General features: G+C 71.3%; 18 protein-coding genes, 1 tRNA gene and 1 riboswitch. Of the genes, 12 read left to right on the forward strand and 7 right to left on the reverse strand.

Features of this window, described 5'->3' with window-relative positions:
• Window positions 1-68: 68 nt before the first annotated feature.
• Window positions 69-821, forward strand: coding sequence for an MBL fold metallo-hydrolase (locus tag GA0115242_RS10370; RefSeq protein ID WP_093826879.1), 753 nt, complete (start codon window positions 69-71; stop codon window positions 819-821).
• Window positions 822-905: 84 nt separating this feature from the next.
• Here the strand turns inward: GA0115242_RS10370 and GA0115242_RS10375 are convergent, their stop codons facing one another.
• Window positions 906-2,174 (reverse strand): PTS transporter subunit EIIC, encoded by a 1,269-nt coding sequence (locus tag GA0115242_RS10375; RefSeq protein ID WP_093826880.1) that lies wholly within the window; start codon window positions 2,172-2,174, stop codon window positions 906-908.
• Between the two features lie 244 nt (window positions 2,175-2,418).
• Window positions 2,419-3,708, reverse strand: a complete 1,290-nt coding sequence (locus GA0115242_RS10380; protein ID WP_093826882.1) for a PTS transporter subunit EIIC — start codon at window positions 3,706-3,708, stop codon at window positions 2,419-2,421.
• Between the two features lie 106 nt (window positions 3,709-3,814).
• On the opposite strand from GA0115242_RS10380, the gene GA0115242_RS10385 reads away from it, so the two are divergent.
• From GA0115242_RS10385 to rdgB, 4 genes are all read left to right on the forward strand, one after another.
• A complete protein-coding gene (locus tag GA0115242_RS10385) occupies window positions 3,815-4,117 on the forward strand; it encodes a glucose PTS transporter subunit EIIB (protein WP_093826884.1) in 303 nt (100 codons plus the stop codon).
• A gap of 89 nt (window positions 4,118-4,206) precedes the next feature.
• Window positions 4,207-4,944 (forward strand): ribonuclease PH, encoded by a 738-nt coding sequence (gene rph, locus GA0115242_RS10390; protein ID WP_093826886.1) that lies wholly within the window; start codon window positions 4,207-4,209, stop codon window positions 4,942-4,944.
• Window positions 4,945-5,089: 145 nt separating this feature from the next.
• Window positions 5,090-5,482 (forward strand): hypothetical protein, encoded by a 393-nt coding sequence (locus GA0115242_RS10395; RefSeq protein ID WP_093826888.1) that lies wholly within the window; start codon window positions 5,090-5,092, stop codon window positions 5,480-5,482.
• Between the two features lie 67 nt (window positions 5,483-5,549).
• A complete protein-coding gene (gene rdgB, locus GA0115242_RS10400; RefSeq protein ID WP_093826890.1) occupies window positions 5,550-6,155 on the forward strand; it encodes an RdgB/HAM1 family non-canonical purine NTP pyrophosphatase in 606 nt (201 codons plus the stop codon).
• 56 nt (window positions 6,156-6,211) lie between these two features.
• On the opposite strand, the gene GA0115242_RS10405 is transcribed toward rdgB, so the two are convergent.
• Window positions 6,212-6,295 (reverse strand) — tRNA-Leu (locus GA0115242_RS10405).
• Window positions 6,296-6,587: 292 nt separating this feature from the next.
• Window positions 6,588-7,055 (reverse strand): thioredoxin-dependent thiol peroxidase, encoded by a 468-nt coding sequence (bcp, locus tag GA0115242_RS10410; protein ID WP_093826892.1) that lies wholly within the window; start codon window positions 7,053-7,055, stop codon window positions 6,588-6,590.
• 93 nt (window positions 7,056-7,148) lie between these two features.
• Here bcp and GA0115242_RS10415 point away from each other — a divergent pair, with 93 nt between their 5' ends.
• The 3 genes from GA0115242_RS10415 (at window position 7,149) to GA0115242_RS10425 (ending at window position 8,359) form a co-directional block, all read left to right on the forward strand.
• Window positions 7,149-7,478, forward strand: coding sequence for a DUF3618 domain-containing protein (locus tag GA0115242_RS10415; protein ID WP_093826894.1), 330 nt, complete (start codon window positions 7,149-7,151; stop codon window positions 7,476-7,478).
• Between the two features lie 97 nt (window positions 7,479-7,575).
• Window positions 7,576-7,878, forward strand: coding sequence for a GroES family chaperonin (locus GA0115242_RS10420; RefSeq protein WP_202555156.1), 303 nt, complete (start codon window positions 7,576-7,578; stop codon window positions 7,876-7,878).
• A gap of 55 nt (window positions 7,879-7,933) precedes the next feature.
• Window positions 7,934-8,006: riboswitch (guanidine-III (ykkC-III) riboswitch) on the forward strand.
• Window positions 8,007-8,038: 32 nt separating this feature from the next.
• A complete protein-coding gene (locus GA0115242_RS10425; protein ID WP_093826898.1) occupies window positions 8,039-8,359 on the forward strand; it encodes a quaternary ammonium compound efflux SMR transporter SugE in 321 nt (106 codons plus the stop codon).
• A gap of 43 nt (window positions 8,360-8,402) precedes the next feature.
• On the opposite strand, the gene GA0115242_RS10430 is transcribed toward GA0115242_RS10425, so the two are convergent.
• The gene (locus tag GA0115242_RS10430; RefSeq protein ID WP_093826900.1) at window positions 8,403-10,820 is read right to left on the reverse strand and encodes a transglycosylase domain-containing protein; all 2,418 of its coding nucleotides are present in this window, start codon (window positions 10,818-10,820) and stop codon (window positions 8,403-8,405) included.
• 201 nt (window positions 10,821-11,021) lie between these two features.
• Here GA0115242_RS10430 and GA0115242_RS10435 point away from each other — a divergent pair, with 201 nt between their 5' ends.
• From GA0115242_RS10435 to GA0115242_RS10450, 4 genes are read left to right on the forward strand one after another with little or no spacing between them, the layout of a single operon-like run.
• On the forward strand, window positions 11,022-11,822 hold the full coding sequence (locus GA0115242_RS10435) for an ABC transporter permease (protein ID WP_093826902.1): 801 nt from the start codon (window positions 11,022-11,024) through the stop codon (window positions 11,820-11,822).
• Entirely contained in the window at window positions 11,815-12,645 is an 831-nt protein-coding gene (locus GA0115242_RS10440; protein WP_256089399.1) for an ABC transporter permease, read from the forward strand. Before GA0115242_RS10435 ends, GA0115242_RS10440 begins: the two co-directional genes overlap by 8 nt.
• Before the next feature lie 57 nt (window positions 12,646-12,702).
• Window positions 12,703-13,737, forward strand: coding sequence for an ABC transporter ATP-binding protein (locus tag GA0115242_RS10445; RefSeq protein WP_093826904.1), 1,035 nt, complete (start codon window positions 12,703-12,705; stop codon window positions 13,735-13,737).
• Between the two features lie 10 nt (window positions 13,738-13,747).
• Window positions 13,748-14,530, forward strand: coding sequence for a DUF1707 SHOCT-like domain-containing protein (locus GA0115242_RS10450; protein ID WP_093826906.1), 783 nt, complete (start codon window positions 13,748-13,750; stop codon window positions 14,528-14,530).
• A gap of 31 nt (window positions 14,531-14,561) precedes the next feature.
• On the opposite strand, the gene GA0115242_RS10455 is transcribed toward GA0115242_RS10450, so the two are convergent.
• Both GA0115242_RS10455 and GA0115242_RS10460 read right to left on the reverse strand, forming a co-directional pair.
• Window positions 14,562-16,142: an eCIS core domain-containing protein gene (locus tag GA0115242_RS10455; RefSeq protein ID WP_093826908.1), complete on the reverse strand. Its 1,581-nt coding sequence runs from the start codon at window positions 16,140-16,142 to the stop codon at window positions 14,562-14,564.
• Window positions 16,143-16,492: 350 nt separating this feature from the next.
• Window positions 16,493-17,833, reverse strand: a complete 1,341-nt coding sequence (locus GA0115242_RS10460) for an SGNH/GDSL hydrolase family protein (protein WP_093826910.1) — start codon at window positions 17,831-17,833, stop codon at window positions 16,493-16,495.
• Window positions 17,834-17,884: the final 51 nt, after the last annotated feature.

Below are 17,884 nucleotides of genomic sequence, written 5' to 3' on the forward strand. Positions count from 1 at the left end.
CCCCGACCTTCCGGACGGTCCGGTTCCCGGATCCTCCCGGTCTTCCCGCCAGCGGAGGTTTCTGCTTTATGAAGCTCACCGTCGTCGGCTGCTCGGGGTCGTTCCCGTCCGTGGAATCGGCCTGTTCGAGCTACCTCCTAGAGGCCGACGGCTTCCGGCTGCTCCTCGACATGGGCAACGGCGCCCTGGGCGAGTTGCAGCGCCACTGCGGTCTCTACGACCTCGACGCGATCTTCCTCAGCCATCTGCACGCCGACCACTGCATCGACATGTGCGCCTACTTCGTCGCGCGCTACTACCGGCACGACGGCGGCCGCTGCGACCCGATCCCGGTCTACGGACCCGAGGGCACCGAGCACCGGCTGACCACCGCCTACGCCGACACCCCCTCGGCCTCCTCGATGAGCGAGGTCTTCGACTTCCACACGGTCAAGCCGTCCACCTTCGACATCGGCCCGTTCACGGTGCACACGGAACGCGTGGCCCACCCCGTCGAGGCGTACGGCATCCGGGTCGAGCACGGCGGCCGGTCGCTGACCTACTCCGGTGACACCGGCGTCAGCCCCGCCCTGGACGGACTGGCCCGGGACACCGACCTGTTCCTGTGCGAGGCGGCCTTCACACACGGCAAGGAGGACATCCCCGACCTGCACCTCAACGGCCGCGAGGCGGGGGAGTCCGCGGCCCGCGCGGGCGCCAGGCGGCTGGTCCTCACCCACATCCCGCCGTGGACGGACCCGCAGATCAACCTGCGGGACGCGCGGACGGCGTTCAGCGGTCCCGTCGAGCTGGCGGTGCCCCGCCGGACGTACGAGATCTGACCCCGCGCACGGACGCGGAAAGGGCTCCGGAACCCTGTACGGGTTCCGGAGCCCTTTCCGCGTATCGGGCCCTGTGGCGCGGGCCTACTTCGCCTCGGCCTTCTGCAGCTCGGCGAGTTCCTCGTCGGTCTCCCGGCCCGGGGTGGGCAGGTTGAACCGGGTGATCGCGAACCGGAAGATCACGTAGTAGACGACCGCGAAGCACAGGCCGACCAGCACCAGGCCCCACGGGTTGCTGGCGATGCCCAGGTTCAGACCGAAGTCGACGGCGCCCGCCGAGAACCCGAAGCCGTCCTTCATGCCCAGCGCCCAGGTCAGCGCCATCGAGACACCGGTGAGGACCGCGTGGATCGCGTAGAGGACCGGCGCGATGAACATGAACGTGAACTCGATGGGCTCGGTGACACCGGTCACGAAGGACGTCAGCGCCAGCGAGAACATCATGCCGCCGATGACCTTGCGGCGCTCGGGCCGCGCGCAGTGCACGATCGCCAGGCACGCGGCCGGGAGGGCGAACATCATGATCGGGAAGAAGCCGGTCATGAACTGGCCCGCGGTGGGGTCACCGGCCAGGAAGCGGCCGATGTCACCGCTCTTGCCGTGGTACTCGCCCGCCTGGAACCAGGGGAAGGAGTTCAGCAGGTGGTGCATGCCGATCGGGATCAGCGCGCGGTTGGCGACACCGAAGATGCCCGCGCCGACGGCGCCCGAACCGACCAGCCACTCACCGAAGTTGTGCAGACCCGTGCCGAGCACCGGCCAGATGTAGCCGAAGACGACGCCTATCAGCAGGCCCGCGAAGGCCGACAGGATCGGCACCAGGCGGCGGCCGCCGAAGAAGCCCGCCCAGTCGGGCAGCTTGGTGCGGTGGAAGCGCTGGTACAGCAGGGCCACCACGATGCCCATGACGACACCGCCGAGGACCTTCGCGTCCACCGGGGCGTCCACCATGACGACCTTGCCGTCGACGGCGGTCGCCACCTTCGGCAGGTTCTTGTCGGTGAACGTGGCGAGGACGTTCTTGAAGACCAGGTAGCCGACGACCGCGGCGAGCGCGGTGGAGCCGTCCGACTTCTTGGCGAAGCCGATCGCGATGCCCACGGCGAACAGCAGCGCCATGTTGTCGAGGATCGCGTTGCCGCCCGCGGCCATGAAGGACGCGATCTTCGTCAGGAACGTGGGAAAGGAGGGGCGTCCCAGCATGTCCGTGTTGCCGAGGCGCACCAGGAGCGCGGCGGCGGGCAGCACGGCCACCGGCAGCATCAGGCTGCGGCCGATGCGCTGGAGGACAGCCATCGCGCCGGCGCCCTTCTTCTTCTCGCCGGCCGCGGGAGCGGCGCTGGCCGTGGTCACAACTTCCTCCAGTGGGCAGGGCGCCGCCCGGAGCCCAAGGGGGAGAGGGACGGCGGCGTCTCTGGTCTACACCACTTAGTGGTGTAGACCTGTTGTAGCACGATGAAGGCTGGATAAGGAACCCACTGCCTCTGCGACCGCGGCGCTACCCCGCGTGCCCGCCCGACCGCCCCGGCCGCCCATGGCGAAGGCCCCCCGACCGGTGGCCGGAGGGCCGTGGGAGCCGCGCCGCGCGCGGCCGCCGTCAGGCCTTGGTGACGTCCTCCCGCACGTCCTCCGCCTCCCGGCCGGGCGTCCGCAGATCGAACCGCGTGATCGCGAACCGGAAGACGACGTAGTAGGCGGCGGCGAAGCACAGGCCGATCGGTACGATCGCCCACGGCCGCGTCGCCAGGTTCCAGTTGATCGCGTAGTCGATCAGCCCCGCCGAGAAGCTGAAGCCGTCGTGCACCCCGAGCCCCCACGTCACCGCCATCGACACCCCGGTCAGCACCGCGTGGACCGCGTACAGCGCCGGTGCCACGAACAGGAACGAGTACTCGATCGGCTCGGTGATCCCGGTGACGAACGACGTCAGCGCCACCGACAGCATCAGCCCGCCGATCTCCTTGCGGCGCTCGGGGCGGGCGCAGTGCGTGATCGCCAGCGCCGCCGCGGGCAGCGCGAACATCATGATCGGGAAGAAGCCCGAGGTGAACTGCCCGGCGTTCGGGTCGCCCGCGAGGAACATGTTGATGTCGCCGTGCACCACCGTCCCGTCCGGCTCCGTCCAACTGCCGAACTGGAACCAGATGGGCACGTTCAGGAACTGGTGCAGCCCCACCACCAGCAGCGCCCGGTTCGCCACCCCGAACACCCCGGCGCCCCAGGCACCCAGGCCGTCGAGCCAGTCGGAGAAGCTCTCCAGCGCGTAGCCGACCGGCGGCCAGACCCACAGGCAGACCGCCGCCACCGCGATCCCCACGAACGCCATGATGATCGGCACCAGCCGCCGCCCGTTGAAGAAGCCGAGCCAGTCCACCAGCCGGGTGCGGTGGTAGCGCGCCCAGAAGAACGCGGCCAGCAGCCCCAGCACGATCCCGCCGAACACCCCCGGGTTCTGGTAGGTGAACGCCGACACCGAGTTGTCCGGGGCCTGGCAGCCGATCCCGGCCACCGACTTCGCGCCGCGCACGCAGTCCTTCGGGAACTGGTGCAGCACGTTGTAGTAGACGAGGAACCCGGCCAGCGCCGCCAGCGCCGTCGAACCGTCCGCCTTCCTGGCCATCCCGATCGCCACGCCCACGCAGAACAGCAGCGGCAGCCCCAGCGAGCTGTCCAGCAGCGCGCCGCCCGCGCCCGCCATCACCTTGGAGACGTTCGTCCAGCCGAGCCCCTGGTCCCCGAACACGTCCGGCTGGCCGAGCCGGTTGAGGATGCCGGCCGCGGGCAGCACCGCGATCGGGAGCTGGAGGCTGCGGCCCATCTTCTGGAGCCCCTGGAAGAGGTCGCTCCAGCGGCCGCGGCCGGAGGCGGCGGTGCTGTCGGCGGTCATCGGGCGATCCCTCCGGACTCCGCGTTTGGCGGCCGTACCCCCTCTGGTGTAGACCAGTTGGCGGACGGCTCCGCTGTCGTGAACGCCATCATTCGGCACCCGCGACATGACCGCTCGCGAAGTTGGGCCAACTGTGGGTTACTGCGACAAAGCGGTTCGGATCAGGGAGAAAAGCATGGCCAGCAAGGCTGAGAAGATCGTCGCCGGCCTCGGCGGCATCGACAACATCGACGAGATCGAGGGCTGCATCACCCGCCTCCGCACCGAGGTCCACGACGCGAGCAAGGTCGACGAAGCCGCCCTCAAGGCCGCGGGCGCCCACGGCGTCGTCAAGATGGGCACCGCGATCCAGGTCGTCATCGGCACCGACGCGGACCCGATCGCCGCGGAGATCGAAGACATGATGTGAGCGGCGCGCGCGTCCCGCGCGCTCCGCCGGAAGGGCCCCTTTCCCCCGCGGGAGGGGCCCTTCCGGCTGCTGCGGCTAGGCTCCTCGCCATGTCTCGTATCGACGGCCGCACGCCCGAACAGCTCCGCCCGATCACCATCGAACGCGGTTGGAGCAAGCACGCCGAGGGCTCCGTCCTCGTCTCCTTCGGCGACACGAAGGTCTTCTGCACCGCCTCCGTCACGGAAGGCGTCCCCCGCTGGCGCAAGGGCAGCGGCGAGGGCTGGGTCACCGCCGAGTACTCCATGCTCCCGCGCGCCACCAACTCCCGCGGCGACCGCGAGTCCGTGAAGGGCCGCATCGGCGGCCGCACCCACGAGATCTCCCGCCTCATCGGCCGCTCGCTGCGCGCCGTCGTCGACTACAAGGCGCTCGGCGAGAACACCATCGTCCTCGACTGCGACGTCCTGCAGGCCGACGGCGGCACCCGCACCGCCGCCATCACCGGCGCGTACGTCGCCCTCGCCGACGCCGTCACCTGGGCGCAGGAGCGCAAGCTCGTCAAGCACGGCCGGCGGCCCCTGGTGGGCACGGTCTCCGCGGTCTCCGTCGGCATCGTCGGCGGCGTCCCGCTGCTCGACCTCTGCTACGAGGAGGACGTCAGGGCCGACACCGACATGAACGTCGTCTGCACCGGCGACGGCCGCTTCGTCGAGGTCCAGGGCACCGCCGAGGCCGAGCCGTTCGCCCGCGACGAGCTGAACTCCCTGCTCGACCTCGCCGTCGCCGGGTGCGCCGACCTCGCGGCCGCCCAGCGCGCGGCCCTCGCCGCCGTCCTCGAAAAGTAAAGGAAAGACCAAGAAAAGCGGACGGCGGGGGCAACCCCCGGGTCCGGCACGGCGTCTTCGCCAGTGCGGGCGCACGGCACACCACCGTGCGCCCGACCAGATCACGGGGCCCGCGGGCCCGGGAGACAGGGGAGGGAACACCGCCATGGCCGTGAGCCGCCGTCGCCGTTTCGCCGTCATCGCCGCCGCCGCGGTGGCCCTGACCGCGGGAGTGACCACCGGCTGCGACGCCGTCGACAAGGCCCTGGACTGCGTCCAGACCGCCGACACCATCGCCGACAGCGTCACCCGCCTCCAGCAGGCCGTGGAGAACGCGTCGGACGACCCGGGCCGCCTCGACGAGACCCTCACCTCCATCGACAAGGACCTCGCCTCGATAGGCGACAAGACCGCCAACGCGGACGTCAACAAGGCCGTCGAGAGCCTCGGCGACGCGGTGGACAACGTCCGCGCGGCCGTCAGGGACGGCGACACCACCCCGGACGTCGGCCCGCTCACCGACGCGGCGGGCGAACTGACGAAGGTGTGCACGGCGTAGCGGACCCGCCCCGGCCGCACACCCGCCCCCGGGCTGGGCGGCCCGGGGGGAGCGGAATACTGGTCCCATGACCAGCCGCCTCATCCTCGCCACCCGCAACGCCGGAAAGATCACCGAGCTGAGGGCGATCCTCGCCGAGGCCGGGCTCCCGCACGACCTGGTCGGCGCGGACGCCTTTCCCGAGATCCCCGACGTCCGGGAGACCGGCGTCACCTTCGCGGAGAACGCCCTCCTCAAGGCCCACGCCCTGGCCCGCGCCACCGGCCTGCCCGCCGTCGCCGACGACTCGGGGCTCTGCGTCGACGTCCTGAACGGCGCCCCCGGCATCTTCTCCGCCCGCTGGGCCGGACGGCACGGCGACGACCGGGCCAACCTCGACCTGCTCCTCGCCCAGCTCTCGGACATCGCCGACGAGCACCGCGCGGCCCACTTCGCCTGCGCCGCCGCCCTGGCCCTCCCGGACGGCACCGAACGCGTGGTCGAGGGCCGCCTCACCGGCACCCTGCGCACCGCCCCGTCCGGCACCAACGGCTTCGGCTACGACCCGATCCTCCAGCCCGACGGCGAGACCCGCACCTGCGCGGAACTGACCCCGGCGCAGAAGAACGCGATCAGCCACCGCGGCAAGGCGTTCCGGGCGCTGGTGCCGGTGGTGCGGGAGCTGGTGGGCTGAGCCACGGCACGAGAGACGGCCTGCGCATCGATGGACGATGCGCAGGCCGTTCCCGGTGCGGCGGAAGGGATTCGAACCCTCAAGCCCGATCAGGGGCCACAGATCCTAAGTCTGCTGCGTCGCCATTGCGCCACCGCCGCCAGCCGTCCGACATCGTACCGGGAGCCGCTCACCGCCTTCTGCCGCCCCGGCACCAGGGATCCGGCGGGCGTGATCGGGAGGCAGCTCCACCAGCCCGCGCTCCGGGGTCCGGCGGAACCGCGGTACTCCCCGCCGACCCGGACCCGACCCGCGCCCATCGGCCCCTCCGTTTTCGGCCACCGCGTTCGTTGCTCGTACGGAACAGCGAGGCGGCCGTCGTGCGGACACACGAACGGCCCGCGCCGGGAGGTCGTCCCGGCGCGGGCCGTCGGGGGAGGGGCCGGGGGTCGCTCAGACGCCCAGATCCTTGATGATCTTCGCCACGTGGCCGGTCGCCTTCACGTTGTACAGGGCCCGTTCCACCCGGCCCTCCTCGTCCACCACCACGGTGGAGCGGATGACGCCGACGACCGTCTTGCCGTACAGCTTCTTCTCGCCGAAGGCGCCGTACGTCTCCAGGACCGTCTTGTCCGGGTCGCCGACGAGAGTCACCCGCAGGGACTCCTGCTCGCGGAACTTCGCCAGCTTCTCCGGCTTGTCGGGGCTGACGCCGATGACGTCGTAGCCCGCGTCCGCCAGCAGGTCGAGGTTGTCGGTGAAGTCGCAGGCCTGCTTGGTGCAGCCTGGTGTGAGGGCCGCGGGGTAGAAGTAGACGATGACCTTGCGGCCCTTGTGGGCGGACAGGGTCACCTCGTTGCCGTCGGCGTCGGGGAGGGTGAAGTCGGGGGCAACGTCCCCGGGCTGGAGTCGCTCGCTCATTGGGCCAGCGTAACCGGGGGTCCTGACCGTGCGGCGACGGCTGGAACTGACAGACTGTCCAGAACAGCGACAGCAGACTTCGGAGGCCGAACGGTGGCGGACACGTCGGACACCAGAAACCCGGCGCAGATCGAGGCGGACATCAAGCGCCGCCGCGAGGTGCTGGCCGAGACCCTCGACGAGATCGGGGTGCGCGTGCACCCGAAGACGATCGTCGGGGACACGAAGGCCAAGGTCGTCGGCAACATCGATCACACGGTCGGACGCGCCTACGTCGGCGTGAACCGGGCGGTGAGCCAGGTACGGGCCCAGTTCGTCGACGAGGAGGGCGCCCCGCGTCTGGAACGCGTCGTCCCCGCGGCCCTGGTGGTCGTCGGGGTCGTCGGGCTGCTCGCCCTCGGTGCCCGGCGCCGCGGGCGCTGACCCGGCGGCGTACGCACGCGGTGAGGACAGGTAGGTTCAGGGCGTGAGCGCAAGCAGAGACGACCACAGCACCCACCCCGACAAGCTGCCCATCCGGATGCTGCACGACCGCGTCCTCGTCCGGCAGGACGCGGCCGAGGGCGAGCGGCGCTCCGGCGGCGGCATCCTCATCCCGGCGACGGCGGCCGTCGGCCGGCGCCTCGCCTGGGCCGACGTGGTCGCCGTCGGCCAGAACGTGCGCACGGTGGAGCCCGGCGACCGGGTCCTGTACGACCCGGAGGACCGTGCCGAGGTCGAGGTGCGGGGCGTGGCGTACGTGCTGATGCGCGAGCGCGACCTGCACGCCGTGGCCGCGGACCGGTTCGAGGGGTCCGAGGACTCGACCGGCCTCTACCTCTGAGACGGCCGCGAGAAGGGCCGGTGACCCTGGTCACCGGCCCTTCTCGCGCGCTCGGGCGGTTTGCTAGCGTGGGAGGACCCCGACGAGACGCGCCGTACCGGGCTGCACCACGGCAAAGACGACGCACCCCCGTACCCGTCACGTCCCGGAGGTGCCTCTCATGGCCTGGGTCCTGCTCGTCGTCGCCGGTCTGCTGGAGGTCGGCTGGTCGATCGGTATGAAGTACACCGACGGCTTCACCCGCCTGGTCCCCAGCCTCTTCACCGGCGCGGGCATCATCGCCAGCATGCTGCTGCTGTCCTACGCCACCCGCACCCTGCCCATCGGCACCGCCTACGGCGTCTGGGTCGGCATCGGCGCCGCCGGGGCCGCGGTGCTCGGCATGGTCGTCCTGGGCGAGCCCGCCACCGCCGCCCGGATCTTCTTCGTCTGCCTGCTGCTGGTCGCCGTCGTGGGTCTGAAGGCGACCTCCGGTCACTGACCCGGTCCGTGCCGGTGCCCCGCGGCACCGGCACGGACCGCGCTCACTCCTCGTCCCTGAACGCCGAGCTGAGCGGGCCCGCCGCGGTGCCCGTGGTGCCGGTGCCGCCCGGCCCCCCGGTGCCTCCGGTGGCCGGGCCCGTCGTCCCGCCGGTGTCGGCGCCGGACGTCGTCCCGCCCGTCGTCCCGGTGGCGCCGCCCGTGGTGCCGCCGGTGTCGGTGCCGCCGGTCCCGCCGGTGGTGTCGGTGCCGCCGTCCGTGGGGGTGCCCCCGGTCGGGGTGCTGCCGGTGGTGCCGTCGGTGGTGGCGCCGCCGTCGGTGCCCGTGCCGCCGTTGTCCTGGCCCTGGGTGGCGCCCTGGTCGCCCTGGCCGCCGTCGGTGCCGCCGTCGTCGCCGCTGCCGGGGGGCGAGGGCTCCTCGGACGACGGGGCGACCTGGTCGGCGCCCTCCTGGAGCTGCAGGTCGAAGTCCTTGACGGCCTTCCCCTTCAGCGCGGCCTTCGTGTACTGCGCCCAGATCTGGGCGGGCGGTCCGCCGCCGTTGACGCGGGCGAGACCCATCGCGCCGTAGAGCGGCTTGTGCTGCGCGGTCACCGGGTCCTGGCCCATGACGGCGACGACGGTCGCGAGGTCGGGCGTGTACCCGGCGAACCAGGCGGCCTTGTCCTCCTCCGCGGTGCCGGTCTTGCCCGCCGCGGGGCGGCCCGCGGCCTGCGCGGCGCTCGCGGTGCCGTTCTCGACGACGCTCTGCAGGACCGACGTGGTGGTGTCGGCGGCCTCCCGGGTGACGGCCTGGTGGACGTCGCGCTCGGGCAGCTCGACCTTGTCCCTGCCGTCCCGGGTGATCGAGTCGATCATCGTGTACGTGCCGCGCTTGCCGTGGTTGGCGAGGGTCGCGTACGACTCCGCCATGTCCAGGACGCTCGCGGTCGCGGTGCCGAGCGCGATGGCCGGGCCGGGGCTCAGGTCCGGGGTGTCGGACGGGATGCCCAGCTCGATGGCGGTCTTCTTGACCTTGGCCGGGCCGACGTCCGCGGCCATCTGCGCGTAGACCGAGTTGACGGACTTGTCGGTGGCGGTGCGCACGGTGATCCGGCCGTAGGAGACGTCGTCCTCGTTCTCCGGGGCGTAGGGGCCGCCGTTCCAGCCCTGCACCGGACGCTTGTTGGTGCCGTCGTAGTAGGTGTTGGGCGAGATGGTCTGGCCGCTCTGGGTCCGCGAGCCGTTCTGCACGGCCGAGGTGAACACGAACGGCTTGAAGGTCGAGCCGACCTGGAAGTCGCCGCGGGTCGCGCCGTTGGTGTACTGCTGGACGTAGTCGACGCCGCCGTACATCGCGACGACCCGGCCGGTCTTCGGGTCGACGGAGGCGCCGCCCGCGCGGACGTAGGTGTCGACCTTGCGGCCCTTCTTGTCGAGCTTCTTCATCACCTGGTCGTCGACGGCCGCGACGAAGGCGTCCTGCTTGGCGCGGTCCAGCGTGGTCGTGATGCGGTAACCGCCCGCCTCCAGGTCCTCCTTGTCGACGATCTTGTTCTCGGTGAGGTAGTCCTTGATCGCGTCCACGATGTAGCCGCGCTGCCCGGAGAGACCGGTGGAGATCGTCTGCTCCTTCGGCATCGGGAACTTCAGCCCGGTCCGCTTCGCCTCGCTCAGCCAGCCCTTCTTGACCATGCCGTCCAGGACGTAGTTCCAGCGGGCCAGCGCCGCCGGCTTGTTCTCCGGGTGGGCGACGACGTCGTACTCGCTCGGCGCGTTCACCAGCGCGGCCAGGTACGCGCCGTGCGCCGGGTCCAGGTCGGTGGCGTCCATGCCGTAGTACGCCTGCGCGGCGGCCTGCACGCCGTACGCGTTGCGGCCGAAGTAGCTGGTGTTGAGGTAGCCCTCCAGGATCTGGTCCTTGGACTCCGTGCGGTCCAGCTTGATCGAGATGAAGAACTCCTTCACCTTGCGGGTGACGGTCTGCTCCTGGCCCAGGTAGTAGTTCTTCACGTACTGCTGGGTGATCGTCGAACCGGACTGCTTGCCCTTGCCGAGCGCCGTGTTCCAGCCCGCCCGCAGCATCGCCTTCACGTCGATCGCGGACTCGGTGTAGAAGTCCCGGTCCTCGGCGGCGAGCACGGCGTGCTGGCCGTCCTTGGAGACCTGCGCCAGACCCACGTTCTCGCGGTTGATCTCACCGTCCCTGGCGAGCTGCGAACCGTCCGCGTACAGGTAGACGTTGCTCTGCTTCACGGCGAGCGCGTTGGCGGGCGGGATCTTCACCAGCGAGTAGCCGAGGAAGAACAGGCCCACCAGGACCAGCACCCCCAGCACGAGGGTGCCGAGCACCACCCGCCAGCTCGGGACGATCCGGCGCCACCCGGTGCGCTTGGGCCGCTTGGGCTTCGCCCCGTCCCCCTCCTCGGCAGCCTGCGGCTCTCTCGGTGCCCAGCCCTCGGCCGGCTGCTGCTCGTCACTCATGCGTGCACGGACTCCTGTTTCGCGTCGTACGTTCCCGTACGCCCTCGTAACGCCACTGCGCCCCCTCCTGAAGACTCTCGCACCAGCCGTTCCGTTCCCTTCTCGCGGCGCGCTTCCGGTCCGGAAAACCCGTGGCGTACGTCACCACCTGCGGACTAGGCTCCTGCGCTTCGGTGTCGGAACGGTCTGGGAGGGCTTCTGATGGGCTCGGGACGGTTGTACACGGCCGTCGCGGCGGGCGGCTTCAGACGGTACGCGACCTACCGGGTCGCCACCGCCGCCGGGGTGTTCACCAACACGGTCTTCGGGCTCATCCTCGCGTACACCTACATCGCCCTGTGGGACCAGAAACCCCACCTCGGGGGGTACGACCGGACGCAGGCCGTCACCTATGTGTGGGTGGGACAGGCGCTCCTGTCGACCCTCGCGATCGGCGGCAGCCGGGTCGAGACGGAGCTGATGGAGCGGATCAGGACCGGGGACATCGCCGTCGACCTGTACCGCCCGGCCGACCTCCAGCTGTGGTGGCTGGCCACCGACCTGGGCCGGGCCCTGTTCGAACTGGTCGGACGGGGAGTGCTGCCCTTCCTGTGCGGCGCGCTGCTGTTCCCGATGGCGCTGCCCGGCGGCTGGACGACCTGGGCCGCGTTCCTGGTCGCGGTGGTCCTCGGGATGGTCGTCAGCTTCGCGATCCGCTACCTGATGGCGCTCTCCACGTTCTGGCTGCTGGACGGCACGGGAGTGGCACAGATCACCCTGCTCGCGGGGATGTTCGCCTCCGGGATGATGCTCCCGCTGAACGTGTTCCCGGGGGCGCTCGGCGACGTCGTCCGGCTGCTGCCGTGGTCGGGGCTGCTCCAGCGGCCCGCGGACGTGCTCCTCGGCGAGGCCGACCTGTGGGCCACCTTCGCCTTCCAGGGCGCCTGGGCGGTGGCGCTGCTCGCGCTCGGGCGGCTGGTGCAGTCGGCGGCGACACGGAGGGTGGTCGTGCAGGGTGGCTGAGACGGCGGAGCGGTCCAGGACGGTGACCGCGGTGCGGACCTACGGACTGATCAGCGCGATGTGGATCCGCTCGACCATGGCCTACCGGGCGTCCTTCGCGCTGACCACGGTCACCAACTTCGCGGTGACCGGCCTGGACTTCGTGACGATCCTGCTGATGTTCTCCCGGGTCGGCTCGCTCGGCGGCTGGCCGCTGCCCGAGGTCGCCCTCCTGTACGGGATGTCGAGCGTGGCCTTCGGGATCGCGGACCTCGCCGTCGGCTCCATGGAGCGGCTCGGGCAGCGGGTGCGCGACGGCACCCTGGACACCCTGCTGGTGCGGCCCGCGCCGGTCCTCGCCCAGGTCGCCGCCGACCGGTTCGCGCTGCGCAGGCTCGGCCGGATCACCCAGGGCGCGCTGGTCCTCGGGTACGCGCTGACGGCCGTCGACATCGACTGGACCGTGGCGAAGGCGCTGCTGCTGCCGGTGGCGGTGGTGAGCGGCGCGGGGATCTTCTGTGCGGTGTTCGTGGCGGGCGCGGCCTTCCAGTTCGCGGCGCAGGACGCGTCGGAGGTGCAGAACGCGTTCACCTACGGCGGGACGACGCTGCTCCAGTACCCGCCGACCGTCTTCGGGCGGGAGCTGGTGCGCGGGGTGATGTTCGTGCTGCCGCTGGCCTTCGTCAACTGGGTCCCGGCGGCGTACCTGCTCGGGCGCCCGCTGCCGCTGGAGCTGCCGGGGTGGGTGGCGGCCGGGTCGCCGCTGGTGGCGGGGGTGTCCCTGGCGCTCTCCGGGCTGGCGTGGCGGGCGGGGATCAGGTCGTACCGGAGCACGGGGAGTTGACGCGTGGACGGCGGGCGGAGCGCGCTCGGCGGGGACGAGGGAGAGGACGGTCGGTGCATGGGCGAGGGTGACGGGGGCGGCCGCGCCTTCATCGAGCTGGACCGGGTCGAGAAGGTCTTCGAAGTGCGCCGCAGGACCGGGCTGTTCACCCGCCGGCGGCACGAGGTGCGGGCCGTCGACGCGATCTCCTTCACGGTGGCGCGCGGCGAGATGGTCGGCTACATCGGGCCGAACGGCGCCGGGAAGTCGACGACCATCAAGATGCTGACCGGCATCCTGACGCCCAGCGGCGGGCGGCTGCGGGTCGCGGGCATCGACCCGGCCCGTGAACGGATGCGTCTGGCGCACCGGATCGGCGTGGTGTTCGGACAGCGCACGACGCTCTGGTGGGACCTCCCGCTGATCGACTCCTACCGGCTGATGCACCGCATGTACCGCATCCCGGACGGGCGTTACCGGGAGAACCTCGACCGCTGCGTCGAACTCCTGGAACTGGAGGACCTGTTGAACACTCCGGTGCGGCAACTGTCGCTCGGGCAGCGGATGCGCGGCGACATCGCGGCGGCGCTGCTGCACGACCCCGAGGTGCTGTACCTGGACGAGCCGACGATCGGCCTCGACGTCATCTCCAAGGCCCGGGTGCGGAGGTTCCTGCGCGAGCTGAACGCCGAGCGCGGCACGACGGTGCTGCTGACCACGCACGACCTCCAGGACATCGAGCAGCTCTGCTCCCGGGTGATGGTGATCGACCACGGCCGGATGATGTACGACGGCCCGCCCGCCGGGCTGCACGAGGTGGGGCGGAGCGAACGGACCCTGGTGGTCGACCTGGAGCGGGAGGCGCCGCCGATCGTGGCGCCGCCCGCCCGGGTGGTGCGGGTGGAGGGGCCGCGGCAGTGGCTGGCGTTCCCGGCGGACGCGTCGGCGGCGCCGCTGGTGGCGCGGATCGCCGCCACGTACCCGCTGGTGGACCTCTCGGTGCGGGAGCCGGACATCGAGTCGGTGATCGCCACGATGTACGCGGGCGGGGCGGGCGGGGCCGCTGATCCGGAGCAGGGCGGACTCGTAGCCGACGGCCGGGCGAACTCGTAGGCTGCTGAGCATGACCGACGACGCAGTACCGGAGCTCCGGGCTTCCGACGCCGACCGTGACCGGGTCGCCGAGATCCTGCGGGACGCCCTCGCGGAGGGCCGCCTCGACATGGAGGAGTTCGAGGAGCGTCTGGAGGCCGCCTACCGGGCCCGCACCTACGGCGAGCTGACGCCGCTCACCCGGGACCTGCCGGTGCCCGGGGTGCCGGTGCCGCCGGTGCCGCTCGCGTCGGCGGGGCAGCCGCACCCGTCCGTCGACCTGCGCAAGGAGCCGGTGGCGGACGGGAGTTGGGCGAGCCGGATCGGCCACGACGAGCACTCCTCGTCCTGGGCGGTCGCCGTGATGTCCGGCTTCCAGCGCCGGGGCCGCTGGACCATGCCCCGGCGCTTCACCTGCTTCGCCTTCTGGGGCGGCGGCGAGATAGACCTGCGCGAGGCGGACTTCGCGGCGGGCGAGGTGCAGATCAACTGCGTCGCGATCATGGGCGGGTTGCATGTGATCGTGCCGCCGGGCATCCCGGTCGTGGTGCGGGGCATCGGCGTCATGGGCGGCTTCGACAGCCGCGAGGAGGGCGTCCAGGGCGACCCGGGGGCCCCGCGCGTCGTCGTCAGCGGGTTCGCGTTCTGGGGCGGCGTGGGCATCGAGCGCAAGGTGACGAAGGCGGAGCGGCAGCGGCTGAAGGAGGAGCGCCGCCAGGAGAAGCTCGACCGCAGGGCGGCGGGGCGCGAACTGCCCGCCTCCTCCCCGGCGGACGTCCACCCGCCGGGACCCGATTCGCCCCGGCGGGGGTGAGGCCGCTTCCACCGGGGCGCACTCCAGGGCGTCACTCCGGGTCGGACTCCGATTCCGATCCCATTTCTGGAACCTCCACGCCCCGCTTCGTCACCGTCACGTACGTGTTCTCGACCACGCTGTTGATCTTCTGGAACATCGACCGTGCCCGGGTCTCCTCGCTTCCCAAGTCACCGTGGTCGTACTCGGGGAAGCCGATGTTGGAGACGTCGTCGGAGCGGAAGATCCCCGGGTGCACGTCCGGGTTCCCCGCGGGGTAGAGCGCCGCTGCGCACGACGGGCAGGGGCGCTTGGTTCCGCCGAGGTGATCCGGGGTGACGCCGCCGTTGCGAGCGGCGATCCGGCGCTCCGCGTGCAGACCGGGCTCGCCGTCCGTCGCCACCGTGACCCCGGTGGCCAGCGCGCCCTGGAGGGCCGGGAGGTTCAGGGGCGAGCTGGCCTGCGGTTTCACCTTCGTGTGCTGCCGGATGCCGCGGCCGTGTATCGCCTCCTGATTCCTGGGCTCGGTGGGAAGGCCCTTCTGGCGGGTGTCCTCGATCATGGTGCCCAGGACCTGAGCGCCGCTGGCCCTCGTGAACAGGCCCTGCATGTGCTCGTTCGACCTGGCGTCGTTGGCCGCGACGAGGAGGCCGCCGTGCGTGCCGATGGCGGCCTGCACCTCCACGGGGTTCAGCCTCTGGTTCTGGAGATAGGTCTTGACGGCTATCGACACCCGTCGAAGTTCCTTCACCTCCGGTGTTTCCGAGAAGGACCTGGGCCTCGAACGCTTCTTCGGCCGCTTCGACGCCGTGAAGTGGGTGATGGTGTTGTCGCGTCCTTGCGTGCCGCTCAAGTCCCACTGGTTGGAACGGTCGAACTCTCCGTAGAGGAGGGTGATGAACCGCGCGCGGCTACCATCTCTGAAGTCCTGCTCAGTGACACCATCGTCGCCGAACTCGTCCGAGGAACTGCCCGGCGCACGCTGGACGTGGTGGGTCTGCGCCGCCTGGGGGTGTGCCGCCGACCGCGCCGGTGCGCGGCCATCGGTGTGCCGGTGCTCGCTCACCGGCTCGGACATCACCCGCCGCGCGGTGGCTTCGGCTTCGCGCTCGAAACGGTCGGACGGGTCGCTCACTCGCAGGCCGTGCCCGTTGTCCGTGCCAGCGACAGGGCCCCGGCGCTGCTGGACGACGTGGGTCAGCTCGTGGGCCAACGTGTGCTTGTCCGCGCCGCCTTCGCCGACGACGATGTGGCTTCCAGAGGCATAAGCACGGGCGCCGATCTCGCTCGCCGAGTGCCCGGCAGCGACATCCGAATGCACGCGTACATCGCTGAAGTCCACACCCCCGAAACGGGCCTCCATCTCCGTGCGCAGCCGCTCGCCCAGCGGCTGCCCTGCCGAGCGAAGGACATCGTGCACCGCAGGCCGCGGCGCTGCCTGCTCGTGCCCCCGGCCTGTGCCGCGCCGCTCTGCGATCATCCGTGCCACCGCCGCGTTTCCGACGGTGCGTTGCAAGGACGCGACCACCTGAGCCGACATGCTCCCGACGGCGGGCTGCGCCCTTGCGGCGGTCTGTCGCGTCGGGTCAGGCAGGCTCCGTTGACCGTTCTCCGGCCGCTTCTTGGCGCGCATGCAGGGACGACCCTCCTCACGGCTTGGTACTCCTCCTCTGTACAGAAGAGGAAGCCGTCCGGGAAAGGTACGGACGGGCAGCCCCGGGGGCAGAATGGACCGCCCTTCTCCTCACCGAGGCCGACGGCATCGGGTACGAGCGCCTGCGGTGGCACCGCACAGTGACAAGGTTGCCTCCCCCCTCTCGGTCCCCGTGGACGGTCCGGTCAGGACTTTCCGCCGCAATACCCGCTGATCCGCGAGTTCGCCCAAGAGAGGAGCACGTCGAGCGGCACCGGCGGCGGCGCGAGGAGCGGGAGGACCGCCGCTTCGGCGACCGTTGAGGGTCCGCTCCCCGCGTGCCCCGCGTCCTACAGCTCCGCCGGGGCGGAGCCCTTCAGGCTGGTGAGGTCGAACGTCTGGGCCATCCGCGCGTAGCCCCTGTCGCTGGGGTGGAGGTGGTCACCCGAGTCGTACTCGGGGCGCAGCCTGCGCGGGTCGAAGGGGTCGCGCAGCGCCTGGTCGAAGTCGACGACCTGGTCGAAGACCTTCCCCGACCTGATCACGGCGTTGACCTGGCGGCGGACGTTCTCGCGGGCCGGGGTGTAGCCGCGGTGGCCCTGGAACGGCATGAGGGTCGCGCCGATCACCTTGATGCCGCGGGCGTGCGCCTGGCGGACCAGGGAGCGCAGCCCGGTGACGATGGCGTTCGGGTCGGCGAGCTGCGGGTTGCGCAGGATGTCGTTGACGCCCAGGTCGATGACGACGACCTTCACGTTGGTCCGGCCGAGGACGTCGCGGGAGAAGCGGCCGAGCCCGTTCTGGTTGTCGGCGGGGCGGCCGAGGCCGTCGGCGAGGATCTGGTTGCCGCTGATGCCCTCGTTGACGACGCTGTAGCGGGGCAGGTCGGTGCCGGACTCGATCGCCGTGCGCAGCCGCTCGGAGAGGACGTCGGGCCAGCGGTGGTTGGCGTTGAGGGTGGAGGTGATGCCGTCGGTGAGCGAGTCGCCGAAGGCGACCAGGGTGCCCTCGGAGTCGTTGCTCAGCACGTCGAGCGAGGTCAGGTACCGCCAGTACGGGGTCTGCTCGGTGTACCCGGCGCCGGTGACGTCCTCGGTGAGGTCGCCCTGGCCGAGGTAGGAGAGCTGGCGGGCGTGCGGGTGGTAGGTGACCGGGCCCGAGGCGGTGGGGGAGTAGGTGGTGACGAGGAGGTCGCTGTCGTGCGGGACGAGCAGCCGCACCGCGTCGCTGAGCACCTGCTGCCCGGCCGGGACGACGACCGCGGTGCTGCCGTCGAAGGTCAGCCGCCGCATGGTCTCCGGGGCGGCGGAGGCGGTGCCGGTGCGGGCGGCGACGGCGATGGTGGCGTGTCCGATGGTCAGCGCCGACTGGCCGTAGAGGTTGGAGAAGGTGACGCGGGCGCTGCTGCCGCCGATGCCGGTGTGCACGACGTTGCGGACCGAGCGCCCCGCGTAGCCCTCGGTCTCGGTGCCGGGTTCGGCGCCCGCCGGGGAGGCGGACCAGGCGCCGACCCAGGTGCCGGTGGAGGCGGGTGCGGCGGAGTTGTGGGGCCTGCCGCCTCTGGTGAGGCTGCTCCTGCTGGTGTCGCCACCGTCGTCCTTCGCCGCTGCCCCTGCGTATATGGCGGCCGACAGGCCCACGACCAGCGCGATGATCGCGGAAAGCAGGGCATAACCGTGACGCCTGGTCATGCGGTGCGTGTCTCCTCGAGCGAACGGGAGCCCCAGGCTCCGATGTGATCA

Origin of the sequence: Streptomyces sp. SolWspMP-5a-2, from assembly GCF_900091845.1 — a bacterium.
Lineage (GTDB): Bacteria > Actinomycetota > Actinomycetes > Streptomycetales > Streptomycetaceae > Streptomyces > Streptomyces doudnae.